The following is a 26,427-nucleotide window of genomic DNA, read 5'->3' on the forward strand; positions in this document are numbered from 1 at the left end:
CGCAACGTTGTAGGTCGTTACGGAGTTCCTTCGCATCAGTCGCCTTCAGGGAATCGACCCTCGTCGAGGTCCTTCATCAACCTGTCCAGGCGCCTTGCCGCATCGGCGAGATCGTGCTTCGCCGCGGCCGTGACGACCAACAGCTTCCGGGACAGCGCCATCCTTACGCCCTCCGGGACTTGCAGCGTGCGCACCCTTGTGTGTGCTTCTTTCAACCGGTCCGCGACGAGTTCGTAGAGCTCGAGTTGACTGTCGCGTTCCATGCACAGATTGTGCCATCTGGGGCGAGTTGTCGCCTCACGGGGCCTCAACAAACGGCTGTGCCCCCTGCCGGAAGGCAGGGGGCACAGTGTTGCCGGTGTGATCACCCAAGGGTGAATAAGCGCTGATCAGGCAGGAATCAGACCTGAATCGTGCGCGGCTTGAAGGCCGGCCGGGCGCTTTCGTAGGTGGCGATGTCCGCTTCGTTCTGAAGGGTGAGCGAGATGTCGTCCAGACCCTCCAGCAGCCTCCAGCGGACGTTGTCGTCGAGTTCGAACTCCGCCTCGACGCCCTCGGCTCGGACCTGGCGGGCGACCAGGTCCACGGTGACCTCGGCGGTCGGGTCGGCCTCGGTCAGCTTCCACAGCTGCTCGACGGTCTCCTGCGGCAGGACGACGGTCAGCAGACCGTTCTTCAGCGAGTTGCCGCGGAAGATGTCGGCGAACCGGGAGGAGATGACCGTCTTGAAGCCGAAGTTCTGCAGGGCCCAGACGGCGTGTTCGCGCGAGGAGCCGGTGCCGAAGTCGGGGCCCGCGACCAGGACGGTCGCCCCCGCGCGCTCGGGCCGGTTCGTGATGAACTCCGGGTCCTTGCGCCAGGCCTCGAAGAGCCCGTCCTCGAACCCGTCGCGGGTGATCTTCTTCAGCCAGTGGGCCGGGATGATCTGGTCGGTGTCCACGTTGCCGCGGCGCAGCGGTACGGCCCGGCCGGTGTGGGTGGTGAAGGCTTCCATGGTTCAGACTCCGGCGGTCGCGGTGGCTTCGGACAGGTCGGCGGGAGAGGCCAAGTGGCCCAGTACCGCGGTGGCGGCGGCCACCTGCGGCGAGACCAGGTGGGTACGACCGCCCTTGCCCTGCCGGCCCTCGAAGTTGCGGTTGGAGGTGGACGCGGAGCGCTCACCGGGGGCCAGTTGGTCGGGGTTCATGCCCAGGCACATCGAGCAGCCCGCGTGCCGCCATTCGGCGCCGGCCTCCTTGAAGACCTTGTCCAGGCCCTCTTCCACGGCCTGCAGCGCGACCCGGACGGAGCCCGGTACCACCAGCATCCGTACGCCGTCGGCGACTTTGCGGCCGCCGATGACATCGGCCACGGCCCGCAGGTCCTCGATGCGGCCGTTGGTGCACGAACCTACGAAGACGGTGTCGACCTTGATGTCGCGCAGCGGCTGCCCGGCGGTCAACCCCATGTATTCCAGGGCCTTTTCGGCGGCCAGACGCTCCGAAGCGTCCTCGTACGAAGCCGGGTCGGGGACGTTGGCCGACAGGGGCGCGCCCTGGCCCGGGTTGGTGCCCCAGGTGACGAACGGCGACAGCGCGGCGCCGTCGATGACGACCTCGGCGTCGAAGACCGCGTCCTCGTCGGTGCGCAGGGTCTTCCAGTACGCGACGGCCTCGTCCCAGTCGGCGCCCCGGGGGGCGTGGTCGCGGCCCTCCAGGTAGTCGAAGGTGGTCTGGTCGGGGGCGATCATGCCGGCGCGGGCGCCCGCCTCGATCGACATGTTGCAGATGGTCATGCGGGCTTCCATCGAGAGCTTCTCGATGGCCTCGCCGCGGTATTCCAGGATGTAGCCCTGGCCGCCGCCGGTGCCGATCTTGGCGATGATCGCCAGGATCAGGTCCTTGGCGGTGACGCCCTCGGCCAGCGCGCCGGTGACGGTGATCGCCATCGTCCTGGGGCGGGCCAGCGGCAGCGTCTGGGTGGCCAGCACGTGCTCGACCTGGCTGGTGCCGATGCCGAAGGCCAGCGCGCCGAAGGCGCCGTGCGTGGAGGTGTGCGAGTCGCCGCAGACCACGGTGGTACCCGGCTGGGTCAGGCCCAGCTGCGGTCCCACTACGTGGACGACGCCCTGCTCCACGTCACCCAGCGGGTGCAGACGGACACCGAACTCGGCGCAGTTCTTGCGCAGCGTCTCCAGCTGGGCCCGGGAGACCGGGTCCGCGATCGGCTTGTCGATGTCGATGGTGGGGGTGTTGTGGTCCTCGGTCGCGATGGTGAGGTCGAGGCGTCGGACCTTGCGGCCGGCCTGGCGCAGGCCCTCGAAGGCCTGGGGGCTGGTCACCTCGTGCAGCAGGTGCAGATCGATGAAGAGGAGATCGGGCTCGCCCTCGTCGCGCCGGACGACATGGTCGTCCCAGACCTTCTCCGCGAGTGTCCTACCCATCGCTTTCCCTCCGGCTCACCGTCCCGGACCCAGTGGTTCGTGGACCCGTACATACAGACTCGCTGGTTCTTGGAAAAATTGAACTTGCGTTTCACAGTGTGAGACGCGAATATCGTTTCATGGACAACTCTAGCGGCGTCGGCGTTCTCGACAAGGCAGCTCTGGTATTGAGCGCACTGGAGTCCGGTCCGGCCACCCTCGCCGGGCTGGTCGCGGCGACAGGGCTCGCACGACCCACGGCACATCGCCTTGCCGTGGCACTGGAACACCACCGGATGGTGGCGAGGGACATGCAGGGCCGGTTCATCCTCGGACCGCGGCTGGCGGAGCTCGCCGCCGCGGCCGGCGAGGACCGCCTGCTGGCCACGGCCGGACCGGTGCTCACCCACCTCCGGGACGTGACGGGCGAGAGCGCGCAGCTCTACCGGCGTCAGGGCGACATGCGCATCTGCGTGGCGGCCGCCGAGCGGCTGTCGGGCCTGCGGGACACCGTCCCGGTGGGCTCCACGCTCCCGATGAAGGCCGGTTCGGCGGCTCAGATCCTGATGGCGTGGGAGGAGCCCGAGCGGCTCCACCGCGGCCTGCAGGGTGCGCGCTTCACGGCGACGGCGCTCTCGGGCGTACGGCGCCGCGGCTGGGCGCAGTCGATCGGCGAGCGGGAGCCCGGCGTGGCCTCCGTCTCGGCGCCGGTGCGCGGGCCCTCGAACCGCGTGGTGGCCTCCGTGTCGGTCTCCGGGCCGATCGAGCGGCTCACCCGCCACCCGGGCCGGATGCACGCCCAGGCCGTCATCGACGCGGCCGCCCGGCTCACCGAGGCGCTGCGCCGCTCCGGCTGAGCCGGCGGCCGGCCCGTCCGACCTCCCACCACTCCCCCGGGCCCGGGGGCGCGTACGACGCCGCACACGTCCTGACGCGCGCCTCCGGGCCCGTACTCATGTGCCCTCGGGGCAAAGCGAAGAGGCCCTCCGCGATGATCGCGGAGGGCCTCTTCTGTGCGTACCCCCGACCGGATTCGAACCGGCGCTACCGCCTTGAGAGGGCGGCGTGCTAGGCCGCTACACAACGGGGGCTAGCTGTTACTGCGGTACTGCGCTGGGCTACCAGGACTCGAACCTAGAATAAGGGAACCAGAAACCCTCGTGTTGCCAATTACACTATAGCCCAATGGTCTAGACCAACTAGACACTGTACCCCCGACCGGATTCGAACCGGCGCTACCGCCTTGAGAGGGCGGCGTGCTAGGCCGCTACACAACGGGGGCCCTAGCGATCCTGCATCAAGACGTCCGGGTGCGACCCTGGAGATCTCGCGGGAAGGATCTGTACCCCCGACCGGATTCGAACCGGCGCTACCGCCTTGAGAGGGCGGCGTGCTAGGCCGCTACACAACGGGGGCAAAGCACTGCGTTACTGCTGCACTGCGCTGGGCTACCAGGACTCGAACCTAGAATAAGGGAACCAGAAACCCTCGTGTTGCCAATTACACTATAGCCCACCAAAACTCAAGACCCTGAGGGACTTTCGTTTGGTTAGCGCCCCCGTCCGGCCTTTCGGCCCGCTCCGGCGGCGCAGAAAGAACATTACCGGATGGCTGACCGTGCTCCAAAACGGGTATCTGCAGCCAGCAGCTCCGGCAGCCGGTCGAGTCCGGCGATCCGGTGCACACCGGCAGGACCCGGTCCGCGGCCGCCGTCGCGGTCGAGCCAGACCGCCGTCAGCCCGGCGTCGCGGGCGCCGCGCGCGTCGATCTCCGGCTGGTCCCCCACGTACACCACCTCGTGCGGCGGGAGCCCCATTTCGGCGCAGGCGCTGAGGAAGGCGGCCGCCTCGGGCTTGCTCACGCCCAGTTCGGCGGCGCACACCAGCACCTCGAAGCGGTCGCGCAGGCCGAGGTGGCGCAGCTTGGGGTCCTGGGCGGCGGTGGAGGAGTTGGAGAGCACCCCGTGCCGGTAGCCGCCGGCGAGGGCGTCCAGTACGGGCACCACGTCGGGGAACAGCGTCCAGGCGGCCTTGTAGTGCGCGACGTAGCGGTCGAACCAGGCGTCGGCGGCTTCGTCGCCCATGCCGGGCTCCCCGAGGAAGTCCCGCACCCGGTCCCGGCGCTGCCCGAGGAAGGTGACCTCCCCGGCGGCGAAGCGCGCCCAGTGCCGGTCGGTGACGCGCCGCCACAGCGCGAGCGCCTCGGCGGCGGAGCCGTACCGCTGGCGCAGGCCCTCTTCCTCCAGCTGCCGCGCGAGCCCGGCGGTGTCGGCCCCGGTGTAGTCGAACAGGGTGTCGTCGATGTCCCAGAGCACGGCGCGGATCGGCATGTGGCCGAGGCTACTCGGGAAGCCCCGCCCCGGTGGGTACGACGAAGAAGTCCGTCAGGAAACAGGTGATCTCCCCCTCGGTGACGAACGCCACGGGGCCGTTCCCGCGCGCCTCCATGGCCGCCCGGACGGGCCCGGCACCGACAACGCCGCAGGGGGCGGTCGCCGGGAAATCCGGCGGCCGCCCCCTGCGGGACGTACGGGGAGGGCTACGCGGCCAGCTTGGCCAGCGTCGCGTCGATGCGGGCCAGCGAGCGGTCCTTGCCCAGGATCTGCAGGGACTCGAAGAGCGGCAGGCCGACCGTGCGGCCGGTCACGGCGACGCGGACCGGGGCCTGGGCCTTGCCGAGCTTGAGGCCGTGGGCCTCGCCGGCGGTCAGGACGGCCTGCTTGAGGGACTCGGGGTCCGTCCAGTCGGCCGACTCCAGGTTGGCGCGCGCGGTGGTCAGCAGGGCCGCCGGCTCGCCCTTCATCGCCTTGTCCCACGAGGCCTGGTCCTCGACCGGCTCCTTCAGGAACAGGAAGTCGACGTTGGCCGTGATGTCCGACAGGACGGTCACGCGGGTCTGGGCGTACGGCGCGATGCGCTCCCAGGCCTCGGCGTCGAAGTCCTCGGGCGCCCAGTTGGCGTGCGGGGCCCGCAGCCACGGGGCGCAGGCGTCCGCGAAGGCCTTCGGGTCCAGCAGGCGGATGTGGTCGGCGTTGATCGACTCGGCCTTCTTCAGGTCGAAGCGCGCCGGGTTGGCGTTGACGTCCGGGATGTCGAACTTCGCGACCATCTCGTCGATCGAGAAGATGTCCTGGTCCTTGGAGAAGGACCAGCCGAGGAGCGAGAGGTAGTTCAGCAGGCCCTCGGGCAGGAAGCCGCGCTCGCGGTAGAGGTTGAGCGAGGACTCCGGGTCGCGCTTGGAGAGCTTCTTGTTGCCCTCGCCCATCACGTACGGCAGGTGGCCGAAGGCGGGGGTCGCCTTGGCGATGCCCAGCTCGGTCAGCGCCTTGTACAGGGCGATCTGTCGCGGGGTGGAGGACAGCAGGTCCTCGCCGCGCAGGACGTGGGTGATCTCCATCAGCGCGTCGTCGACCGGGTTGACGAGCGTGTACAGCGGGGCGCCGTTGGCCCGGACGATGCCGAAGTCCGGCACGTTCTCGGGGGTGAAGGACAGCTCGCCGCGGACCAGGTCCGTGAAGGTGATCGTCTCGTCGGGCATCCGGAAGCGGACGATCGAGGTGCGGCCGGCGGCCTCGTACGCGGCCACCTGCGCGGTGCTCAGGTCACGGCAGTGGCCGTCGTAGCCGGAGGGCTTGCCGGCCGCGCGGGCGGCGTCGCGGCGCTGGTCGAGCTCCTCGGTGGTGCAGTAGCAGCTGTACGCGTAGCCGCCGTCCTGGAGCTTCTTCGCCACGTCCGCGTAGATGTCCATGCGCTGGGACTGGCGGTACGGGGCGTGCGGGCCGCCCACCTCGGGACCCTCGTCCCAGGTGAAGCCGAGCCAGCGCAGCGAGTCGAGCAGCTGGACGTACGACTCCTCGGAGTCGCGGGCCGCGTCGGTGTCCTCGATGCGGAAGACGAACGTACCGCCGTGGTGGCGGGCGAACGCCCAGTTGAAGAGGGCCGTGCGGACCAGACCCACGTGGGGGTTGCCGGTCGGGGAGGGACAGAAACGTACGCGGACGTTCGCGTTAGCCACGCTTGATCACCTTGTTGGTGAGAGTGCCGATGCCTTCGATGGTGACGGCGACCTCGTCGCCGACGTTCAGGGGGCCGACTCCGGCCGGGGTCCCCGTGAGGATGACGTCGCCGGGGAGCAGCGTCATGGCCTCGCTGATGTGGACGATCAGGTCCTCGATGGAGCGGACCATGTCGCTGGTGCGGCCGAGCTGGCGCTGTTCGCCGTTGACCGTGCACTGGATGGTCAGGTCGCTCGGGTCCAGGTCGGTCTCGATCCAGGGGCCGAGGGGGCAGGAGCTGTCGAAGCCCTTGGCGCGGGCCCACTGCTTCTCGCGCTGCTGGACGTCGCGCGCGGTGACGTCGTTGGCGCAGGTGTAGCCGAGGATCACGTCCTTGACGCGCTCGCGCGGGACCTCGCGGCACATGCGGCCGATGACCACGGCGAGCTCCGCCTCGTGGTGGAGGTCCTGGGAGAAGGAGGGGTACGTGATCGGGTCGCCCGGGCCGACCACCGAGGTGGAGGGCTTGAAGAAGGTGATGGGCGCGTCGGGCACCTCGTTGCCGAGCTCCGCCGCGTGCTCCGCGTAGTTGCGGCCGATGGCCACGACCTTGTTCGGGAGCACGGGCGGCAGCAGCCGGACCTTGCTGAGCGGGACCTTCGTACCGGAGAGCTCGAAGTCCGCGAACGGGATGCCCTTGATGATGTCGAGGACGAGCTCCCCTTCGGACGCCGCGAGGGCGGCGTTGCCCTCGACCGCGCCGAAGGCGACGTTGCCGTCGATCGAGAACCTGGCGATGCGCACGTGTTGCGTCTGCCCCTCTGTATTACCGCTGGCTGGAGTCTGCGGACTCCAGGCTAACGCGGTGGGCGCCGACGCTTCGCGCGCCTTTCGCGCGGGGCGTCCCCTACTGCGCGGCGACGGCGACCGGGGCGTCCATCAGGACGGTGCGGCGCGGGTTCGCCGTCTGGGCCGGCAGCTCGACGGTGTGCTCCGGAGTGGCCACGGCCTGCAGCTCCTCGGCGTCCTTGAGGTGCGCGAGGGTGGTGCGGCGCGGGTTGGCTATGTTGCGGAACATCATCGTCGTCTTCATCGGAGTCTGGGGCCCTCGGCTCGCTCGTCGGATCTTGTGTGTTGGATCTTGAGTGGTGGATGCTTGTCGCATGCACCAACCCTGTAAAGGGCAAGGCTAAACATCTGAATCACCCGCGGAACCGGGAAGTAATGGCCACGGCTATGTGAGTTTGCTCACCCGTGACCACTCATTACGGGCATAACGGACAGTCAATTCGCCCTGAAAAAACGGACATTGCGCCACTGAATGCGCCATTCCGCTCCCGATCATCGCGACTGGGACACCTTGCCAGACGCGGTGTTTGCATGGTGTAAGTCCGATTCTTCACCAAATGACCTCTACGTGCTGTAGCGCTTGCATCACAAGCCGTGACCGACTCTCCGGGCCGACACTCGCACCTTGTTGGAGATCCGCCTCTGTGCTGGAATTCGCGGGACCGCCGCGGGAATCAGCCGGCGCGCAGGTGGCGCGACCCAGCGCCGAGCGCGGCGGCAAGGAGAGGGAGACGCGCCGGTCACCGACGACCACCATGGGGCGCACCGCCCCAAGACTCGACACCGTCCCACCGGTCGCCCGGCGGGACGCCTGGTCCAGAGGTTGCGACGCTAGTGCAGGGACGATTCAAGAGGGATGGCAGCGCTGCGGCGGAGCAGGAGCCGCGCGGCGGGACCGACCGTGGCTCCTCGCCCCAGCACGCCCAGAACCGCGGGCCGGCTGTCGAAGGCACGAGCCCCGACCTTTCCGGCGCCTTGAAGCCCAAGGGCCGCGGCAAGTCCGTCAGGGCCAACAAGCCCACGGACGAGCTGGCGGAGCGGGAGACGGCGATACCCAAGGCCCCCAGTGGGCCCGGTTCCCGTCTCGCCATGCAGAACTGGCGCATCAGCACGCGACTGGTGTCTCTGCTGACCCTGCCGGTCGTCGCCGCCACCACGCTCGGTGGCTTCCGCATCAACGACTCGATGAACGACATCGCGCAGCTGGAGCACATGCAGCTGCTGACGACGATGACCCGGCAGGCCACCAACCTGGCCGCCATGCTCCAGGAGGAGCGGGACAAGTCGGCCGGTCCGATGTCGCAGCTCAAGGACGGCAAGAGCAACAGCCTCGTCCAGGGCGTCCGCGACCAGACCGACTCCGCCGCCAAGGCCTTCGCCGCCGCGACCGACAAGGTCGACAGCGCGGAGGACAAGGACGAGACCCTCAAGTCGATCCGCAACAACATCCTGCAGATCGGCCGCCAGCTCACCGGCATCGAGGACATCCGCAAGAAGGCGTACGTCAACGGCGCCCAGCAGACCGTCACCGAGTACAACGCGCTGATCGTCTCGCTGCTCTCGCTCTCGCAGGACATGGCCCAGGCCACCTCCAGCCCGGAGATGATCAAGCGCACGCGCGCCCTGGCGGCCTTCTCGTCCGCCAAGGAATACGCCTCCATCCAGCGCGCCGTCATCGCCGCCTCGCTCCCCGAGAGCGGCGACAGGCCCGGCGACCTGAAGGAGAACGACCGTCTGTACGCGCTCTCCGCGCTGCGCGGTGAGAGCCAGTCGAAGAAGACCTTCGAACTCGTCTACCAGGGCAAGCCCGAGGAGCTTCTCGCGGCGCTCGGCGACGGCAACACGGAGATCGGCAGCGCCGACCACTACGCGCGCCGCGTCCTGAGCACCCAGGGGCAGTTCGGCAAGGAGAAGAACCGGTCCTGGATGGACTGGTACGACGCCGACGACACCAAGCTCCAGGCCATGAAGGTCATCGAGCTCACCCTGCTCGAGGACATGGAGCAGAAGGCCCGCGAGCTCAAGAACGAGTCGCAGCAGGACGCCATCATCAACGGTGCCCTGATCCTCCTCGTCCTCGGCGTCTCCCTCGTCGGCGCCTTCATCATGGCCCGCTCGATGATCCGCTCGCTGCGCCGCCTGCAGGACACCGCGACCCGCGTCGCCCAGGACCGCCTGCCGGAGCTCGTCAAGCAGCTGTCCGAGTCCGACCCGCAGGACGTGGACACGTCCGTGGAGTCGGTCGGTCTGCACACCCGTGACGAGATCGGCCAGGTGGCCGCGGCCTTCGACGACGTGCACCGCGAGGCCGTCCGCCTCGCCGCCGAGCAGGCCCTCCTCCGGGGCAACGTCAACGCGATGTTCACCAACCTCTCGCGCCGCTCCCAGGGCCTCATCCAGCGTCAGCTCTCGCTCATCTCCGAGCTGGAGTCGCGCGAGGCCGACCCGGACCAGCTGTCCTCGCTCTTCAAGCTCGACCACCTCGCGACCCGCATGCGCCGTAACGGCGAAAACCTCCTCGTCCTCGCGGGCGAGGAGCCGGGCCGCCGTTGGACCCGCCCCGTGCCGCTCGTCGACGTGCTCCGCGCCGCCGCGTCCGAGGTGGAGCAGTACGAGCGCATCGAACTCGCGTCGGTGCCCGGCACCGACGTCGCCGGCCGCGTCGTCAACGACCTCGTGCACCTGCTCGCAGAGCTGCTGGAGAACGCCACGTCGTTCTCCTCCCCGCAGACCAAGGTCAAGGTCACCGGTCACGCGCTGCCCGACGGCCGCGTGCTCGTCGAGATCCACGACACCGGCATCGGCCTCTCCCCCGAGGACCTCGCCGCGATCAACGAGCGGCTCGCCTCGCCGCCCACCGTGGACGTCTCCGTCTCCCGCCGCATGGGCCTGTTCGTGGTCGGCCGCCTGTCCCTGCGACACGGCATCCGCATCCAGCTGCGCCCCTCCGACTCGGGCGGCACCACGGCCCTCGTCATGCTGCCGGTCGACGTCGCCCAGGGCGGCAAGAAGCCGGGTGCCCCCGGCGGTGCGCCGGGTGGCCCCGGTGCCGCGCAGGGCGGCCCCTCGGCGCAGGGTTCCGTGCCGGGTGGCGGCGCACGTCCCCCCGTGGGCGCGGCGCCGCAGCGCGGCCAGGTCTCCGCGGGCGGCCAGCGCGCCGCCCTCCCGGGGCGCGACGGTGCTCCCGGCCCGCAGCGTCCCGCCGGCCCGCAGGGCCAGCCGGGCGGCCGGCCCCCGCAGCAGGGCGGTCCCGGTGCTCCCGGCCCGCGCCCGCAGCAGGGTGCTCCCGCCGGGCAGGGCCAGAGCGCGTTCGGCGCGGGCGCCCCGCTGCCGGGCCGCGGTCCGGCCGGTGCTCCCGGTGGCCCGCAGGCGCGTCCGGTGCCCGCTCCCTCGGCGGCCGGTCCTACCGGCTTCGCCCAGGGCAGCGGCTTCGAGCGCCCCCAGGCTCCGCAGCCGCCGCAGCCCGGCGCCCCCTCGGGTCCCGCCGGTCCCGCGGCCTACCCGGGCCAGGCTCCGGCCGCCCCGGCAGGACGCGGCCAGCGGCCCCAGCTGCCGCCGCGCGGTGGCGCTCCCCGTCCGGAACTCCCGGGCGCGGGCGGCTCCCCGGCCGGGGTCCCGCAGACCACCAGCTGGGGCGCGGACCAGCGCGGGCACGACGTCCCGCGCGGGCACGACGAGCTGTCGGGCCCCGGCTCGACCTCGGAGTTCGCCCGCCCGGACTTCAACGCCCCGTACCCGCAGCAGGCGGGCGGCGCCGGCAACGGCAACCCGGGCAACAGCACCACCGGGCAGTTCGAGCGCCCGGAGCTGCGCGGCCCCGCCGGCTACGCCGACCCGTCCTCCACGGGCCAGTTCGCCCGCCCGGACTTCCAGGCCCAGCGGCCCGGCGGCCCCGGTGTCGGCGGCTACGCGCCCGTACCCCCGGCCCGTGCGGAAGCTCCGCGACTGCCTCAGGGGCACCAGCCGGAGGCGCTGCCGCCGGCCGCCCCGAGCACGGATCCGGGCCGCAGCCCGATCTTCGACACGCTGGAGTCGAACTGGTTCCGCCAGGAGGGCGAGCAGCCCCCCGCGCAGGGACAGTCCGTACCCCAGCAGCCGCAGCAGCACCAGCAGTCCGCCCCGGCGGCGCCGGCACCGGCTCCCCAGCAGCGCCCGCAGCCCCAGCTGCCGCAGCGCGGCCAGGAGCAGGCGGCCGAGCCCGCCCAGGCGGCGACCGGCGCCACGCCGACCGTCAGCTGGCGCTCCTCCCCCAACGACGAGCTGATGCGGCAGGCCGAACGCGTGCGCCAGCCCGCCGCCGGCGGCATCACCACCTCGGGGCTGCCCCGCCGGGTACCGCGGGCGAACCTCGTGGCCGGCACCGCGCAGCAGCAGGCCGAGGCGCAGGCCGGTCCGCAGGTCTCGCGTTCCCCGGACGACGTCCGCGGGCGTCTGACCAACCTCCGACGCGGTATCCAGCAGGGACGTCAGGCTGGCAACAACGGCCCGGCAACCGGCAGTTACCACGTCGACCCCACTTACCAGCAGGAGCGATAGTTGAGTTCGATGAGCCAGGCGGCACAGAACCTGAACTGGTTGATCACCAACTTCGTGGACAACACCCCAGGGGTGTCCCACACCGTGGTGGTCTCCGCCGACGGACTCCTTCTGGCCATGTCCGAGGGGTTCCCGCGCGACCGCGCCGATCAGCTGGCGGCGGTGGCCTCCGGGCTGACGTCGCTGACCGCCGGTGCCTCCCGCATCTTCGAGGGCGGCGCCGTCAACCAGACGGTGGTCGAGATGGACCGGGGGTTCCTCTTCCTCATGTCCGTCTCCGACGGCTCCTCGCTGGCCGTACTCGCGCACCCCGAGTGCGACATCGGCCTCGTGGGCTACGAGATGGCCCTCCTCGTGGACCGCGCCGGCAGCGTCCTCACCCCGGACCTGCGCGCGGAGCTCCAGGGAAGCCTGCTCATCTGACTCCCACTCTCCCGGCCGGACGGTACTTCCGGCCGGGAGACCGGGGCCCCCGCCCCGGAACCCAGTACCACCGCCAGGCCGTCATACCGTCCCCCCCACCGGCCGCCCCGTCAGACGGCACGCTGACCACTGCTGTCCAGCCCGGAGGATCAATGACCCCGCCCCCCGCCTACTCCGATTCGTACGGCGATTCGTCGTATTCGGAAGGCGACCAGCCGCTGGTGCGTCCTTACGCGATGACCGGCGGCCGGACCCGGCCGCGCTACCAGCTCGCCATCGAGGCGCTGGTCAGCACCACGGCCGATCCGATGCACCTGTCCGGCCTGCTGCCGGAGCACCAGCGGATCTGCACCCTCTGCCGCGAGGTCAAGTCGGTCGCCGAGGTCTCCGCACTGCTGTCGATGCCGCTCGGTGTCGCCCGGATCCTCGTGGCCGACCTGGCCGAGGCCGGAATGGTGGCCATCCACCAGCCGGGCAATGGAGAGGCCGGCGGCACGCCGGACGTAACGCTGCTCGAGAGGGTGCTCAGTGGACTTCGCAAGCTCTAACGGCGGAGCGGCTCCTCGCTCCACCACCTCCGCGAAGATCGTGGTGGCGGGCGGCTTCGGCGTGGGCAAGACCACGTTCGTCGGCGCGGTCTCCGAGATCAACCCGCTGCGCACCGAGGCCGTGATGACCTCCGCGAGCGCGGGCATCGACGATCTGACGCACACCGGGGACAAGACGACCACCACGGTCGCCATGGACTTCGGCCGCATCACCCTGGACCAGGACCTGATCCTGTACCTGTTCGGTACGCCGGGTCAGGACCGCTTCTGGTTCATGTGGGACGACCTGGTCCGCGGTGCCATCGGCGCCGTCGTCCTCGTCGACACCCGCCGTCTCGCCGACTGCTTCCCCGCCGTCGACTACTTCGAGAACAGCGGCCTGCCCTTCGTGGTGGCGCTCAACGGCTTCGAGGGGCACCAGCCGTACACCCCCGAAGAGGTCCGCGAGGCCCTGCAGATCGGCCCGGACGCCCCCATCATCACCACCGACGCCCGCCACCGCGCGGACGCCAAGAGCGCGCTCATCACGCTCGTCGAGCACGCCCTCATGGCGCGGCTCAAGTAGGCGGTCACGAAAGCGGATCGCGAAACGGGGGCGGGCTGTGTCGTACGACACGGCCCGCCCTTCTGGTTCATAACGTTTCGACAGAGAATTGCCCGTAGCCGGACACACGGTGCGTTCGGCTGGTTTCGCTGCGCTCACAACTGGCCTCTTTTTTGCCGCAGGACGCTCTTTATGTCCGATTTATGTGGGGCATAAGGCTCTATGAATGGCTGGTTCCAACTGTTTGGAACACGGCCGTTAACCGTGCTGGAATTCAACGAACTAGCTAGTAGCACCGCCGAGAGGTTGTTGGTCGAGTGAGGCGAAGCAACTCGAGCCCCGCGGATGAACCCGCGCGCGGCAACTTCACCCCGCCGCCGCGCGCGGCCATGTCACCCGTCGACGTACCCGTGGACCCCCCGGCGAGCGGTGGCAGCACCAGCAGGTTCTCGCCCCGCAACTGGCGTGTGCCGACCCGTCTGAACGCCATCCTGCTCGTGCCCGTCCTCGTCGGACTGGTCATGGGCGGCTTCCAGGTGAAGGGCTCCATCGACACCTGGAACGAGGCCAAGGACGCCGAGAAGACGGCCCGCATCGTCCAGGCCGCCGCCGAGTACGGCCAGGCCCTGCTCAACGAGCGCGACCTGACGGCCGAGCCGCTCCTCAAGGGCGAGAAGAACAGCGAGGCCGTCGCGAAGGCGTACGCGGCCACGGACTCGGCCCAGGCCAAGTTCGCCGAGGCCTCGAAGGACCTGCCGCAGAAGCAGGGCCTGGAGCGCCGCCTCGAACTCTTCCACCGCGAGGAGCCGAAGCTGGAGCAGGTCCGCAAGACGGCCTACATAGCTCCGGAGTCGGCGAAGAAGAACCTTCCCACCACGGCGGGCCCCATCCCGACCGAAGAGGGCTATGTGCTGGTCCAGCACTACCTCATGCAGTTCTCGAACGAACTGGGCCTCGGCACCGGCAACGTGACCTCCTACGGCCGCATGGTCTACGCCCTGGAGCTGGCCAAGGCCGCGAACTCGCTCCAGCGTTCCGTGGGTACGCACCTGCTGGTCCGCCCGAACGAGAACGAGGACATCCGCAAGGCCCAGCTGGTCGCCTTCTCCTCGTACGCCTACCTCGAAGAGATCGCCATCGGCGAGTACGTCGCCGCCGGCACCGAGGAGGACACCAACCGCCTCCGCGAGATCATGGCCGCGAAGTCCCAGGACGGCGCCGCCAAGCTCACCGCCGCCAAGACGGCGGCCGAGCAGGCCGGCACGGTCTTCAAGGCTCCCCCGGTGGTCAACGGCTCCGCGCTCACCGGCATGACCGAGGCGATAGCCAGCGGCGAGAAGAACACCAAGCTGGCCCAGAACGGCACCACCGCGCCGGCCTGGCAGGCGGCCGCCACCGCGAAGTTCGACGGCTACGCCGAGATCGAGAAGGAATTCCTCGACAAGGCCCTCGCCGAGAGCATCGCGATCTCCGACAGCGCCCGCAACGACGCCATCATCAACGGCGCCATCGTGGTCGTGGCCCTCCTCGCCGCCTTCATCCTGGCCGGCATGATGGCCCGCCAGATGAGCCGCTCGATGAGCCGCCTGCGCACCGCCGCCTTCGACGTCGCCGAGCAGCGCCTGCCGATGCTCGTCGACCAGCTCTCGCGCACCGACCCGGGCAAGGTCGACACCCGCGTCACGCCGATCCCGATCGACTCCCAGGACGAGATCGGCGAGGTCGCCCGCGCCTTCGACCAGGTCCACCGGGAAGCGGTCCGGCTCGCCGCCGAGCAGGCGCTCCTGCGAGGGAACGTCAACGCGATCTTCACGAACCTCTCCATGCGCAACCAGTCGCTGATCGAGGGCCAGCTGAGCCTCATCACCGACCTGGAGAACAACGAGGCCGACCCGGACCAGCTGGAGAACCTCTTCCGCCTGGACCACCTGGCCACCCGTATGCGCCGCAACGGCGAGAACCTCCTCATCCTCGCGGGTGAGGAACCGGGCCGCCGCTGGGACCAGCCCGTGCCCCTCGTCGACGTCCTGCGCGCCGCCTCCTCCGAGGTGGAGCAGTACGAGCGCATCGAGCTCTCGGGCGTCTCCGAGGCCGAGATCCACGGCCAGGCCGTGACCGACCTCGTGCACCTGCTCGCCGAGCTGCTGGAGAACGCCACCACGTTCTCCTCCCCGCAGACCAAGGTCCGCGTCAACGCCACGCGTCTGCCCGACGGCCGCGTGATGGTCGAGATCCACGACAAGGGCATCGGCCTCACCGCCGAGGACTTCGCGGACATCAACCACAAGCTGGCGAACCCGCCGACCGTGGACGCCGCGATCTCGCAGCGCATGGGTCTGTTCGTGGTCGGCCGGCTGGCGGACCGCCACGGCGTCCGCGTCCAGCTGCGCCCCTCGGGCGAGGCGGCCGGCACCACGTCGCTGGTCATGCTCCCCGACGCCATCACCCACGGTGGCGGTGGCGAGGGCATGCCCGAGGACGACTTCACGGTCTCCTCGATGATCCCGCAGCAGCAGGCGCAGCAGGCCGCGCCGCTGCGTACGGCGGCCGAGCTCGGCTTCGACGACTCCCGCTACGAGGTCCACCGGGCCGACCAGCCGGGCCCCGACGCCCGCGACCTCGACCCCGTGGGCCGGTCCCTCGGGCGCGAGGAGCGCCGGGCCGCGCTGGAGGCCCAGGTGGGCTATCCGCAGGAGCAGGCCCCGTACGCCGACCACTCCGCCCAGGAGTATCCGGAACCGCAGCCCGAACACGGCTACCAGTCGTACCAGGGCTACGACCAGCAGCCCGAGCAGGGCTACGAGGGCGCGTACGACTCCCCGCAGGCTCAGCAGCCCCAGCAGGGCTACGACGCCTACCCCCAGCAGGGGTACACGTATCCGGAAGCCGAGTACGCGGATCAGCAGCGGGATCTCCCGGCCTACGACAACGGGTACGAAGCCCAGTCGCAGCAGGCTGAGTGGCCCGAGCAGAACTCCTACTCCGGGGCCTACCAGCAGGATTACGGGACCGAATCGGAATCCCCGGCCGCTCCCGAACCGGCCCGGGAACGCGTAGGCTTCGACCGTCCGGGCGCCGCTGCCGACACCGGTCACACGATGACCGGAGCGGGCCTGCCGCGTCGCGGCAGCCAGCAGCAGTGGCAGCCGGCACAGCAGGAAGCGGAGTCCAAGGGATCCCTCTTCGAGCAGCGGCCGCAGCGTCAGCAGCAGGCCGCCGCCCCGGAGCAGGCCCCGGAAGAGACGGAAGGCTCTGCGGCTTGGCGCTCGCGCAACGACGAGCGCTGGCAGCAGGCCGGCAAACTCCGTGAGCCGAAGGCGGGCGGGGTCACCCCGTCCGGTCTCCCTCGGCGTGTGCCCAAGGCCAACCTGGTCGAGGGTGCTGCGGAGACGACCCCGCAGGGCGGCCCACAGGTCTCCCGCGCACCGGAGGACGTCCGCGGCAGGTTGAGCAACCTGCGGCGGGGTGTCCAGCAGGGGCGCAGTGCGGGTTCCGAGCAGTCAAGTAACAGCTATGACCAGGAGCGTTAGTGTGAGCCCGATGAGCCAGGCGGCACAGAACCTGAACTGGTTGATCACCAACTTCGTGGACAACACCCCAGGGGTGTCCCACACCGTGGTGGTCTCCGCCGACGGCCTTCTTCTGGCGATGTCCGACGGATTCCCGCGCGACCGCGCCGACCAGCTGGCGGCCGTGGCCTCCGGACTGACGTCGCTGACCGCAGGAGCCTCCCGCATCTTCGAGGGTGGGGCCGTCAACCAGACCGTGGTCGAGATGGACCGGGGATTCCTCTTCCTCATGTCCGTCTCCGACGGATCGTCCCTCGCGGTGCTCGCGCACCCCGAGTGCGACATCGGCCTCGTGGGCTACGAGATGGCCCTTCTGGTGGATCGTGCGGGCACCGTACTGACGCCGGACCTGCGTGCGGAGCTGCAGGGAAGTCTTCTCAACTAGCAGACAGGCAGTGCGTTTCGCGCCATCGCACCATAGGGTGCGGTGGCGCGGTTCCACAGGGAGTACTGCGTTCTTGGAGTCGGAGGAGGAAACGTGACAACACCCGGAGGACATCCTTATGGCGGCGCGCAGCAGCCGCAGGGTGGGCACGACCAGAACCGCTTCAACTTCCCCTCCTCGCCGAGCAACCGGCCCGTGCCGGAGCACAACCCCTACCAGCAGCAGCCGTACGGCCAGCCCCAGCAGCAGCCCGGGCGTCCGTCGCAGCAGCCCTACCGGACCTCGCAGCCGCAGGCCCCGAAGGCTCACAACCCGCTGGTGCGCCCGTACGCGATGACCGGCGGCCGGACCCGGCCGCGCTACCAGCTCGCCATCGAGGCGCTGGTCAGTACCACGGCCGATCCCGCCAGGCTGCAAGGGCAGTTGCCCGAGCACCAGCGCATCTGCCGCCTGTGCCAGGAGATCAAATCCGTCGCGGAGATCTCGGCACTTCTCTCCATTCCTCTTGGTGTCGCCCGGATCCTCGTCGCCGACTTGGCGGAGGCGGGCCTCGTCGCTATTCACCAGCCCGGCGGCGATGAGTCTGCCGGCGGCCAGCCAGATGTGACACTGCTCGAAAGGGTGCTCAGTGGACTTCGCAAGCTCTAACGGCGGAGCGGCTCCTCGCTCCACCACCTCCGCGAAGATCGTGGTGGCGGGCGGCTTCGGCGTGGGCAAGACCACGTTCGTCGGCGCGGTCTCCGAGATCAACCCGCTGCGCACCGAAGCCGTGATGACGAGCGCCTCCGCCGGCATCGACGACCTCACCCACACCGGGGACAAGACGACCACCACGGTCGCCATGGACTTCGGCCGCATCACCCTGGACCAGGACCTGATCCTGTACCTCTTCGGTACGCCCGGTCAGGACCGCTTCTGGTTCATGTGGGACGACCTGGTCCGCGGCGCCATCGGCGCCGTCGTCCTCGTCGACACCCGCCGTCTCGCCGACTGCTTCCCCGCCGTCGACTACTTCGAGAACAGCGGCCTGCCCTTCGTCATCGCCCTGAACGGCTTCGACGGACACCAGCCGTACACCCCCGAAGAGGTCCGCGAGGCCCTGCAGATCGGCCCGGACGCCCCCATCATCACCACCGACGCCCGCCACCGCGCGGACGCCAAGAGCGCGCTCATCACGCTCGTCGAGCACGCCCTCATGGCCCGCCTGCGGTAGCGTCCGCCAGGTACTCGCGAAGGCCCCCGTGTCACACGACACGGGGGCCTTCGGCTCGGGCGGGGCTTCCCGCCCCGGGTACGCAGAAGGCCCCGCACCCTGATGGGGTACGGGGCCTTGCGTCGCGCTCCGGCTCAGCCCTGCCAGCTGTGCGGGGCGCGGAAGCCCGGGGTGCGCTCCAGGCGGCGCCAGCCGGCCTGGGAGCGGGGGTTGGTGCTGACGTCCTCGGGGGTGGCCGCGGCGCGGGCGAGGAGGATCGCGGTGATCGCGGCGAGCTCCTCGGGGGCGGCGTTGCCCTTTTCGACGCGCAGCAGGGTGTCGGTGGTGGTGACGCTCATGGGTGGCAGGTCTCCTTCGCTCGGTTACTGCGGCGGGTTGCCGTGCTTGCGGGACGGCAGATCGGCGTGCTTGTTGCGGAGCATCGCGAGGGCGCTGACGAGCACCTCGCGGGTCTCGGCGGGGTCGATGACGTCGTCGACGAGGCCGCGCTCGGCCGCGTAGTACGGGTGCATCAGCTCGGCCTTGTACTCCTTGACCATGCGGGCGCGCATGGCCTCGGGGTCCTCGGCGTCCGCGATCTGCTTGCGGAAGATGACGTTGGCGGCGCCCTCGGCGCCCATCACGGCGATCTCGTTGGTGGGCCAGGCGTAGGTGATGTCCGCGCCGATGGACTGGGAGTCCATGACGATGTAGGCACCGCCGTAGGCCTTGCGCAGGATCAGCGAGATCCGCGGCACCGTCGCGTTGCAGTACGCGTACAGGAGCTTGGCGCCGTGGCGGATGATGCCGCCGTGCTCCTGGTCGACGCCCGGCAGGAAGCCAGGGACGTCCAGCAGCGTGATGATCGGGATGTTGAAGGCGTCGCAGAGCTGCACGAACCGCGCGGCCTTCTCGGACGCGTGGATGTCCAGGACACCGGCGAGGTGGCCGGGCTGGTTGGCGACGATGCCGACGACCTGGCCGTCCAGCCGCGCCAGGGCGCAGATGATGTTGCGGGCCCAGCGCTCGTGGATCTCCAGGACGTCGCCCTCGTCGACGAGCTCCTCGATGACCTTGAGCATGTCGTAGGGGCGGTTGCCGTCGGCGGGGACCAGGTCCAGCAGGACGTCCGAGCGCCGGTTGGCGGGGTCGTCGGTCTGGTGGACCGGCGGGTTCTCGCGGTTGTTGGAGGGGAGCATCGAGATGAGGTAGCGGACCTCGGAGATGCAGGTCTCCTCGTCGTCGTACGCGAAGTGCGCGACGCCCGAGGTCTCGGCGTGCACGTCGGCGCCGCCGAGGCCGTTCTGGGAGATCTCCTCGCCGGTCACCGCGCGGACCACGTCCGGGCCGGTGATGAACATCTGTGAGGTGTCGCGGACCATGAAGACGAAGTCCGTGAGCGCCGGGGAGTAGGCCGCGCCGCCGGCGCAGGGGCCGAGCATGACCGAGATCTGCGGGATGACGCCCGAGGCCTTGGTGTTGCGCTGGAAGATGCCGCCGTAGCCCGCGAGGGCGGAGACGCCCTCCTGGATGCGGGCGCCCGCGCCGTCGTTGAGGGAGACCAGCGGGGCACCGGCCGCGATGGCCATGTCCATGATCTTGTGGATCTTCGTGGCGTGGGCCTCGCCCAAGGCACCGCCGAAGATCCGGAAGTCGTGCGCGTAGACGAAGACCGTGCGGCCCTCGACCGTGCCCCAGCCGGTGATGACACCGTCGGTGTAGGGCTTCTTGCCCTCCAGGCCGAAGCCGGTCGCACGGTGGCGGCGGAGCTGTTCGACCTCCTTGAAGGAACCTTCGTCGAGCAGCAGCGCGATGCGCTCACGGGCGGTCAGCTTGCCCTTGGCGTGCTGGGTCTCGGTCGCCCGGTCGCTGGGGCCGCGCCGCGCCTGCTCACGCAGGTCGTGCAGCTCGGCCACGCGGCCGCGGGCGTCCGTCGGCTCGCTCGGAGTCTGGTCCACAACGGTCATGTACCGACCTTACGAAGAGCGCCATGAAAATCCTCCGTTGAATCCACACAGTCTCGGGTGTGTTCCGCTGTGCGGGCCGGACAGAACTGCCGGGCGATGAGCCGACACCACCAGCGGGGACCTTCGTCCTTTGTGGGCATCCGACAAAACCGCGCGACACGATGCCAGGAAGTTGAAATTTGAACGGAATGGGTCTAACGTCGTTGCTGTTGAAAGTTCAACCAGAATCGATCAGCACACTACCGAGGAGGAAGCCATGGGTCTCTTCACCCGCCGCAGCCAGACCGCGCACATCCAGGAGGGCACCGCCGCCGTCGCCACGCTCGAAGTGGACCCGACCCTGGCCGCGCTCACCGGTGACTACGTCATCGACCCCAGCCACAGCAGCATCGGATTCACCGTCCGCCACGCCATGGTCACCAACGTCCGCGGCAGCTTCGCCGACCACGAGGGCACCCTGCACCTCGACGGCAGCGACCCGTCCCGGTCCACGGCCTCCATCGACGTCAAGATCGCCTCGGTCAGCACCGGCATCGCCGACCGCGACGGCCACCTCCTCAGCGGGGACTTCTTCGACGCCGAGGCCTTCCCCCTGATGAGCTTCCGCTCCACCGAGGCGGCCCAGCTCGGCGGCGACGCGTACCGCATCACCGGCGAGCTGACGATCAAGGACGTCACGCGCCCGCTCTCCATCGACCTGGAGTTCGCCGGCTCCGCCACCGACGTCTACGGCAACGAGCGCGTCGGCTTCGAGGGCTCCGCCGAGATCCTGCGCTCCGACTGGGGCCTGACCTGGAACGCCGCCCTGGAGGCCGGCGGTGTGATGGTCAGCGACAAGGTGAAGCTGACCTTCGACATCTCCGCCATCAAGCAGGCCTGACCGGGGCCGACCGGCCCCGCAGGGGGCGGCTAGTCGAAGCCGCCCCCGCCGTCGAAGCCGCCACCGCCCCCGAAGTCCCCGCCCCCGAAGCCGCCGAAGTCGGACGGGTTGAAGTCGGCTCCGGAGACGTCTCCGCCCTCGAAGCCGTCGCCCGTGCCGCCGCCGAAGTCCGAGGCGTAGGCGGGGGTGGACATCATCGATCCGAGCATCGTGCCCATGAGCAGACCGGGCAGGATGCCGCCGCCGAAGTAGCCGCCGGCCCAGGGACCGTACGCCGGGCCGGCGTCGTAGTACGGGCGCGGTCCGTGCTCGGTGTCGACCGTGCGGACCGCCGGGTCCAGACCGTCGCGCAGCCGTACGGCGTCCGCCGCGCAGACCGGCACGGTACGGGCGGCCCCGCCCGCCGGGGCCCAGGACGCGTCCTCGGTGCTCGGCCCGTGCCGCGGGTCGAAGAAGCACGGCGAACGGCGCTCGGGCAGCGGCCTGCCCTGTCGGCGCGCGTCCAGGCACGCCAGGGCGTAGCGGCCGTCCTCCAGGGCCTGGGTGACCCCCTTGACCTCCTCGGGGTGCTGGACCGAGGCCATGATCTGCTTGGCCTTCTCGTAGGAGTCCAGCCCCTGCTCGTAGTCCTTGCGCATGGCGTCGTCGGCGCCGGGTTCACCGGGGTGGAAGTCCAGCCGGTCGAGCTCCTCGCCGAAGGCCGTGATGTCCTCGTCGACGACCACGCCGAGGCGCTCGATGGCCTCGCGCCGAGCCTCTTCCTTCTTCTTGCGGTTGCGCTTGACCAGGGCGTACGCCCCGCCGCCGCCCACGGCCGCCACCGCGCCGAGCGCGATCAGGCCGCCGACCGGGGTCCCGCTGTCACTGCCGGTGGAGCCCCAGGAGGCCGGGGCCTTGCCCTTGGCCTGGGAGAGGGCCTGGTCCACGAAGTTGTTGAGCTCGGTCGCCGCGTCCACCGGGCCGCCCGCCTTCACCGCGTCGGTGAGGTTGCGTACGGCGTTCGTCGGCATGACCGACTTGTCGGCGCCGGCGTTGAAGCCGTCGCCGAGCCGGACCGCGTAGAGGCCGGTGATGCCGGTCTCGGTGCGGATCGTGCGCAGCACGCTGTCCGCGGGGAATTCGGCGGCCGCCGGCAGCACGGCGACGAACACCGGCTTCCCGGCGTCCTTGATCTTCTCCGCGAGCGCGTCGGCCTGCGCCTTCGGCAGTTGCGCCTCGGCGCGGGGGTCGACGTAGACCGGGCCCTTCTTGAGGGCCTCCGCCACGGCAGCGGGTCCGGTGGCGGCCGATGCCTGCGGGGCGGCCACGAGAGCGGTCGCCGACAGGGCCAGCAGCAGTCCGGAGAAAACGGATATAAGCCTGGTCCTCATGGCTATGACGCTACCCGAACCAGATGTTTCCTGTGTTAACCGGACATAAGCGCGTACTTCACCGCGGCCGACCTCGCCGGGCCGGAGCCGGGCGAGGTCTGCCGCGCCGACCGGGGGCTACTCGGCCGGTTCGATGCCCGCGTGCAGGAGGCCGTAGGTGAAGGCGTCCTCCAGGGCCTGCCAGGACGCGGCGATGACGTTCGGGGCCACGCCGACCGTGTTCCACTCGCGGACCCCGTCCGTCGTGGCGATCAGCACGCGGGTCGTGGACTCCGTGCCGTGCGTGCCCTCCAGGATGCGGACCTTGTAGTCGACCAGCTCGAACTTGGCCAGTTGCGGGTAGAAGCGCTCCAGCGCCACCCGCAGCGCGCGGTCGAGCGCGTTGACCGGGCCGTTGCCCTCGGCCGTCGCGACGATCCGCTCGCCCTTGGCCCGCAGCTTCACCGTGGCCTCGTTGGCGTGGGTGCCGTCCGGGCGGTCCTCGACGATCGCCCGCCAGGACTCGATGCGGAAGTACTTGCGGGCCCGCCCCTCGGCCTCGGCGCGCAGCAGCAGTTCGAAGGAGGCGTCGGCGGCCTCGTACGTGTAGCCCTGGAGCTCCCGCTCCTTGACCCGCTCGACGACCCGGGAGATCAGTGCACGGTCCCCGCCGAGGTCGACGCCGAGCTCCTTGCCCTTGAGCTCGATGGAGGCGCGGCCCGCCATGTCGGAGACCAGCATCCGCATGGTGTTGCCGACCCGCTCGGGGTCGATGTGCTGGTACAGGTCCGGGTCGACCTTGATGGCCGAGGCGTGCAGGCCCGCCTTGTGCGCGAAGGCCGAGACGCCGACGTACGGCTGGTGCGTGGAGGGGGTGAGGTTGACGACCTCGGCGATGGCGTGCGAGATCCGGGTCATCTCGGCGAGGGCGCCCTCGGGGAGCACCTGGCGCCCGTACTTGATCTCCAGCGCGGCGACGACGGGGAAGAGGTTGGCGTTGCCGACGCGCTCGCCGTAGCCGTTGGCCGTGCACTGGACGTGCGTGGCGCCCGCGTCGACGGCGGCGAGGGTGTTGGCGACTGCGCAGCCGGTGTCGTCCTGGGCGTGGATGCCCAGGCGCGCGCCGGTGTCGGCGAGGACGGTGGCGACCGTGGCGTTCACCTGCGCCGGCAGCATGCCGCCGTTGGTGTCGCAGAGGATGACGACGTCGGCGCCGGCCTCGTGGGCGGTGCGGACGACGGCCTTGGCGTACTCGGCGTTGGCCCGGTAGCCGTCGAAGAAGTGCTCGCAGTCGACGAAGACCCGGCGGCCCTGGCCGACCAGGTAGGAGACGGTGTCGCGGACCATCTCCAGGTTCTCGTCGAGGGTGGTGCGCAGGGCGAGCTCGACGTGCCGGTCGTGGGACTTGGCGACCAGCGTGATCACCGGGGCGCCGGACTCCAGCAGCGCCTTGACCTGCGGGTCCGCGGCGGCGGAGCCGCCCGCCCGGCGGGTCGCGCCGAAGGCGACGAGCTTGGCGTGCTTGAAGTCGATCTCGGCCCGGGCCCGGGAGAAGAACTCGGTGTCGCGGGGGTTGGCGCCCGGCCAGCCGCCCTCGATGAAGCCCACCCCGAAGTCGTCCAGGTGCCGCGCGATGGTCAGCTTGTCCGCGACCGTGAGGTTGATGCCCTCACGCTGGGCGCCGTCGCGCAGGGTGGTGTCGAAGACGTGGAAGCAGTCGTCCACGCCCCCTGACAGCACGGGTGCCGCCTCTGGTGTCGTCGTCATGCTGGTCTTGACTCCTGTCGGGTGAGTGGTTGCCGGATGTCCGCTCTGGGACAGGCCGCTGCCACTGCCCCCATCATCGCGCGCTGTCCGGCCCGGCATGATGTGGGCCGGAAAACGAAAAGACCCCTCGCGGGTGCGAGAGGTCTGCGCGCGGGTCTGGGGCACGATGGCCGCCTCCGCGAAGTTCTTCCACGGTTCAGCGGTCACTGCGGACCGGCGCGCTGCTGTCCATAATCATGAGCTGAGCAGGCACGCCCGCAGTGTGCCACAGCGGTCCGCCCTTGTGGACGGACGTCTCACGATACGAGCGCCTCGTCGAGGAATTCCGAGACGTGGTCGAGGATGTCGCCCCGCCCTATCCCCGGCAGCCCCACCGCGACCTGGATGCTGAAGCCGTCGAGCAGGGCCCGCAGCCGGGCCCCGAAGCGGTCGGGGTCGACCGGCCGGAACTCCCCGCGCGAGATGCCCTCGGCGAGCAGGGCCACCAGGTCGCGGTGCCAGGCGCCCTCGATGGCCTCCTGCCGCTCGCGCTCCTGCGGGCCGGCGTTCTGGGACCGGTTCCAGACCTCCAGCCACAGCGTCCAGTGCGGGTCCCGCGCGGCCTCGGGCACGTACAGGTCCACGTACGCCCGCAGGCGCTCGCGCGCCGGGCCGCGCCGGGACAGCAGGGCCCGTCTCTCGACGCCCAGGGCCGCCTCGCTCCACTCCAGGGTCTGGAGCAGGAGCTCGTCCTTGCTGCCGAAGTAGTAGAGGAGGTGGCCGCTGCTCATGCCGACCTGGCGGCCGAGGCCGGCCATGGTGAGGCCCTCCAGGCCGCGCTCGGCGATCGTGGCCATGGCGGCGACCAGTACGTCCTCGCGCGGGGGCGCGTTCTTCCGCGCCGCGCGCACCGGTACCTCGCCCGCCACCATGGGCCACTCCTTCTCGGTCTGCCGCGGTCCTGTCGGTCAGACCTTCGGCTGCTGCTGGGTGATGCAGTGGATTCCGCCGCCCCCGGCGAAAATCGTACGTGCGTCAACGAGCGTCACGGTCCGCTCGGGGAACAGACCGCGGAAGATCTCCGCCGCCTCCTCGTCGCGCGGGTCGTCGAAGGAGCACAGCACCACGCCGCCGTTGCACAGGTAGTGGTTGATGTAGGAGTAGTCCACCCACTCGCCGTCCTCCTCCAGCACGGTCGGCGCGGGGATCTCCACGACCTCCAGCTGCCGGCCCCGGGCGTCGGTGGAGGCGCGCAGGATGGCGGCGATGGTCTTGCAGCGCTCGTGGTCCGGGTGGGCCGGGTCGGGCTGGGTGTGCACCATCACCACGCCGGGGCGGGCGAAGGCGGCGACGATGTCCACGTGGCCCTGGGTGCCGTAGGTGCCGTAGTCGCCGGCCAGGCCGTAGGGCAGCCAGATCGCCTTGGTGGTGCCGAGGTGGGCGTGGATCTCGGCCTCGACCTCCTGGCGGCTCCAGCCGGGGTTGCGGCCCTCGCCCAGCTGCACGGTGTCGGTGAGGAGCACGGTGCCCTCGCCGTCGACGTGGATGGCGCCGCCCTCGTTGACCAGGCGGGTGCTGTACGTGGGGGTTCCGGCCAGGTCCGACACGTACCGGGCGACCTTCGAGTCGTGGTCCCAGCGGGCCCACTCCTGGGCGCCCCAGCCGTTGAAGGTCCAGTCCACGGCCGCCAGCTCGCCGGCGTCGTTGGTGACGAAGGTCGGGCCGATGTCGCGCATCCAGGCGTCGTCGAGCTCCTGCTCGACCAGCTGTACGTCGTCGCCGACGACGGCCCGCGCGCTCTCGGCGTCGCCCGGGGAGACGACGAGGGTCACGGGCTCGTACGTACGGACCGCGCGGGCGACGGCGCCCCAGGCCTCGCGGGCCTCGGCGAGCTCCTGCTCGTTGGTGAAGGTCGGGTTGGGGCTGGGCCAGGCCATCCAGGTGCGCTCGTGGGGGGTCCACTCGGCGGGCATCCGGAATCCGTGGTCGGCGGGCTTAGCGGTCATGGCAGGGGTCCTTAGAGGCTGTGCTGACTTACAAGCTG

General features: G+C 70.3%; 23 protein-coding genes and 5 tRNA genes. 10 read left to right on the forward strand and 18 right to left on the reverse strand.

Annotated features, from left to right (window positions below; genetic code table 11):
- Positions 1–35: 35 nt before the first annotated feature.
- The 3 genes from AB0M99_RS06400 to leuC all read right to left on the reverse strand — a co-directional run bounded on the left by AB0M99_RS06400 (position 36) and on the right by leuC (position 2,422).
- Positions 36–263, reverse strand: coding sequence for a hypothetical protein (locus AB0M99_RS06400; protein WP_008739877.1), 228 nt, complete (start codon positions 261–263; stop codon positions 36–38).
- Positions 264–400: 137 nt separating this feature from the next.
- Positions 401–994, reverse strand: a complete 594-nt coding sequence (gene leuD / locus AB0M99_RS06405; protein WP_365917514.1) for a 3-isopropylmalate dehydratase small subunit — start codon at positions 992–994, stop codon at positions 401–403.
- A 3-nt stretch (positions 995–997) separates the two neighbouring features.
- Positions 998–2,422, reverse strand: a complete 1,425-nt coding sequence (gene leuC / locus AB0M99_RS06410; protein WP_365917515.1) for a 3-isopropylmalate dehydratase large subunit — start codon at positions 2,420–2,422, stop codon at positions 998–1,000.
- 119 nt (positions 2,423–2,541) lie between these two features.
- Between leuC and ndgR the strand changes: the two genes are divergently transcribed.
- Entirely contained in the window at positions 2,542–3,258 is a 717-nt protein-coding gene (ndgR, locus tag AB0M99_RS06415) for an IclR family transcriptional regulator NdgR (RefSeq protein ID WP_007266782.1), read from the forward strand.
- A gap of 161 nt (positions 3,259–3,419) precedes the next feature.
- Here the strand turns inward: ndgR and AB0M99_RS06420 are convergent.
- The 9 genes from AB0M99_RS06420 to AB0M99_RS06460 all read right to left on the reverse strand — a co-directional run bounded on the left by AB0M99_RS06420 (position 3,420) and on the right by AB0M99_RS06460 (position 7,488).
- Positions 3,420–3,492: transfer RNA gene (locus tag AB0M99_RS06420), tRNA-Glu, on the reverse strand.
- A gap of 22 nt (positions 3,493–3,514) precedes the next feature.
- Positions 3,515–3,586, reverse strand: a tRNA-Gln gene (locus tag AB0M99_RS06425).
- Positions 3,587–3,610: 24 nt separating this feature from the next.
- Positions 3,611–3,683: transfer RNA gene (locus AB0M99_RS06430), tRNA-Glu, on the reverse strand.
- A 61-nt stretch (positions 3,684–3,744) separates the two neighbouring features.
- Positions 3,745–3,817: transfer RNA gene (locus AB0M99_RS06435), tRNA-Glu, on the reverse strand.
- Between the two features lie 27 nt (positions 3,818–3,844).
- A tRNA-Gln gene (locus AB0M99_RS06440) sits at positions 3,845–3,916 on the reverse strand.
- Between the two features lie 85 nt (positions 3,917–4,001).
- Positions 4,002–4,730 (reverse strand): HAD family hydrolase, encoded by a 729-nt coding sequence (locus tag AB0M99_RS06445; protein WP_365917516.1) that lies wholly within the window; start codon positions 4,728–4,730, stop codon positions 4,002–4,004.
- A 209-nt stretch (positions 4,731–4,939) separates the two neighbouring features.
- Entirely contained in the window at positions 4,940–6,415 is a 1,476-nt protein-coding gene (gene gltX, locus AB0M99_RS06450) for a glutamate--tRNA ligase (RefSeq protein WP_365917517.1), read from the reverse strand.
- Positions 6,408–7,199 carry a fumarylacetoacetate hydrolase family protein gene (locus AB0M99_RS06455; RefSeq protein ID WP_365917518.1) on the reverse strand — a complete coding sequence of 264 codons (792 nt, stop codon included), beginning with the start codon at positions 7,197–7,199 and terminating at the stop codon, positions 6,408–6,410. The genes gltX and AB0M99_RS06455 overlap by 8 nt, the downstream gene beginning before the upstream one ends.
- A 103-nt stretch (positions 7,200–7,302) precedes the next feature.
- Positions 7,303–7,488: a hypothetical protein gene (locus AB0M99_RS06460; protein ID WP_365917519.1), complete on the reverse strand. Its 186-nt coding sequence runs from the start codon at positions 7,486–7,488 to the stop codon at positions 7,303–7,305.
- A gap of 590 nt (positions 7,489–8,078) precedes the next feature.
- Between AB0M99_RS06460 and AB0M99_RS06465 the strand changes: the two genes are divergently transcribed.
- The 8 genes from AB0M99_RS06465 to AB0M99_RS06500 all read left to right on the forward strand — a co-directional run bounded on the left by AB0M99_RS06465 (position 8,079) and on the right by AB0M99_RS06500 (position 18,462).
- Positions 8,079–11,780 (forward strand): nitrate- and nitrite sensing domain-containing protein, encoded by a 3,702-nt coding sequence (locus AB0M99_RS06465; protein WP_365917520.1) that lies wholly within the window; start codon positions 8,079–8,081, stop codon positions 11,778–11,780.
- A 9-nt stretch (positions 11,781–11,789) separates the two neighbouring features.
- Positions 11,790–12,203, forward strand: coding sequence for a roadblock/LC7 domain-containing protein (locus tag AB0M99_RS06470; protein WP_008739864.1), 414 nt, complete (start codon positions 11,790–11,792; stop codon positions 12,201–12,203).
- A 152-nt stretch (positions 12,204–12,355) separates the two neighbouring features.
- Positions 12,356–12,751 (forward strand): DUF742 domain-containing protein, encoded by a 396-nt coding sequence (locus AB0M99_RS06475; RefSeq protein WP_048475965.1) that lies wholly within the window; start codon positions 12,356–12,358, stop codon positions 12,749–12,751.
- A complete protein-coding gene (locus tag AB0M99_RS06480; RefSeq protein ID WP_365917521.1) occupies positions 12,732–13,316 on the forward strand; it encodes an ATP/GTP-binding protein in 585 nt (194 codons plus the stop codon). Before AB0M99_RS06475 ends, AB0M99_RS06480 begins: the two co-directional genes overlap by 20 nt.
- Positions 13,317–13,612: 296 nt before the next feature.
- Positions 13,613–16,825, forward strand: coding sequence for a nitrate- and nitrite sensing domain-containing protein (locus AB0M99_RS06485; RefSeq protein ID WP_365917522.1), 3,213 nt, complete (start codon positions 13,613–13,615; stop codon positions 16,823–16,825).
- 10 nt (positions 16,826–16,835) lie between these two features.
- Entirely contained in the window at positions 16,836–17,249 is a 414-nt protein-coding gene (locus AB0M99_RS06490; protein WP_007266772.1) for a roadblock/LC7 domain-containing protein, read from the forward strand.
- 93 nt (positions 17,250–17,342) lie between these two features.
- On the forward strand, positions 17,343–17,897 hold the full coding sequence (locus AB0M99_RS06495) for a DUF742 domain-containing protein (protein WP_365917523.1): 555 nt from the start codon (positions 17,343–17,345) through the stop codon (positions 17,895–17,897).
- A complete protein-coding gene (locus AB0M99_RS06500) occupies positions 17,878–18,462 on the forward strand; it encodes an ATP/GTP-binding protein (RefSeq protein ID WP_007266770.1) in 585 nt (194 codons plus the stop codon). Before AB0M99_RS06495 ends, AB0M99_RS06500 begins: the two co-directional genes overlap by 20 nt.
- A gap of 134 nt (positions 18,463–18,596) precedes the next feature.
- Here AB0M99_RS06500 and AB0M99_RS06505 read toward each other — a convergent pair whose 3' ends face one another.
- Together AB0M99_RS06505 and AB0M99_RS06510 are read right to left on the reverse strand one after the other, a co-directional pair.
- Entirely contained in the window at positions 18,597–18,800 is a 204-nt protein-coding gene (locus AB0M99_RS06505; protein ID WP_365917524.1) for an acyl-CoA carboxylase subunit epsilon, read from the reverse strand.
- A gap of 24 nt (positions 18,801–18,824) precedes the next feature.
- A complete protein-coding gene (locus AB0M99_RS06510; protein ID WP_365917525.1) occupies positions 18,825–20,408 on the reverse strand; it encodes an acyl-CoA carboxylase subunit beta in 1,584 nt (527 codons plus the stop codon).
- Positions 20,409–20,664: 256 nt separating this feature from the next.
- On the opposite strand from AB0M99_RS06510, the gene AB0M99_RS06515 reads away from it, so the two are divergent.
- Positions 20,665–21,288, forward strand: coding sequence for a YceI family protein (locus AB0M99_RS06515; RefSeq protein WP_365917526.1), 624 nt, complete (start codon positions 20,665–20,667; stop codon positions 21,286–21,288).
- A gap of 29 nt (positions 21,289–21,317) precedes the next feature.
- Here the strand turns inward: AB0M99_RS06515 and AB0M99_RS06520 are convergent, their stop codons facing one another.
- The 4 genes from AB0M99_RS06520 to AB0M99_RS06535 form a co-directional block, all read right to left on the reverse strand.
- Entirely contained in the window at positions 21,318–22,658 is a 1,341-nt protein-coding gene (locus tag AB0M99_RS06520) for a hypothetical protein (RefSeq protein ID WP_365917527.1), read from the reverse strand.
- A gap of 117 nt (positions 22,659–22,775) precedes the next feature.
- Entirely contained in the window at positions 22,776–24,404 is a 1,629-nt protein-coding gene (gene cimA / locus AB0M99_RS06525) for a citramalate synthase (protein ID WP_365917528.1), read from the reverse strand.
- 296 nt (positions 24,405–24,700) lie between these two features.
- Positions 24,701–25,315, reverse strand: coding sequence for a TetR/AcrR family transcriptional regulator (locus AB0M99_RS06530; protein ID WP_365917529.1), 615 nt, complete (start codon positions 25,313–25,315; stop codon positions 24,701–24,703).
- A 36-nt stretch (positions 25,316–25,351) separates the two neighbouring features.
- A complete protein-coding gene (locus AB0M99_RS06535; RefSeq protein ID WP_365917530.1) occupies positions 25,352–26,389 on the reverse strand; it encodes an agmatine deiminase family protein in 1,038 nt (345 codons plus the stop codon).
- Positions 26,390–26,427: the final 38 nt, after the last annotated feature.

Origin of the sequence: Streptomyces sp. NPDC051183, assembly GCF_040682455.1 — a bacterium.
GTDB lineage: Bacteria > Actinomycetota > Actinomycetes > Streptomycetales > Streptomycetaceae > Streptomyces.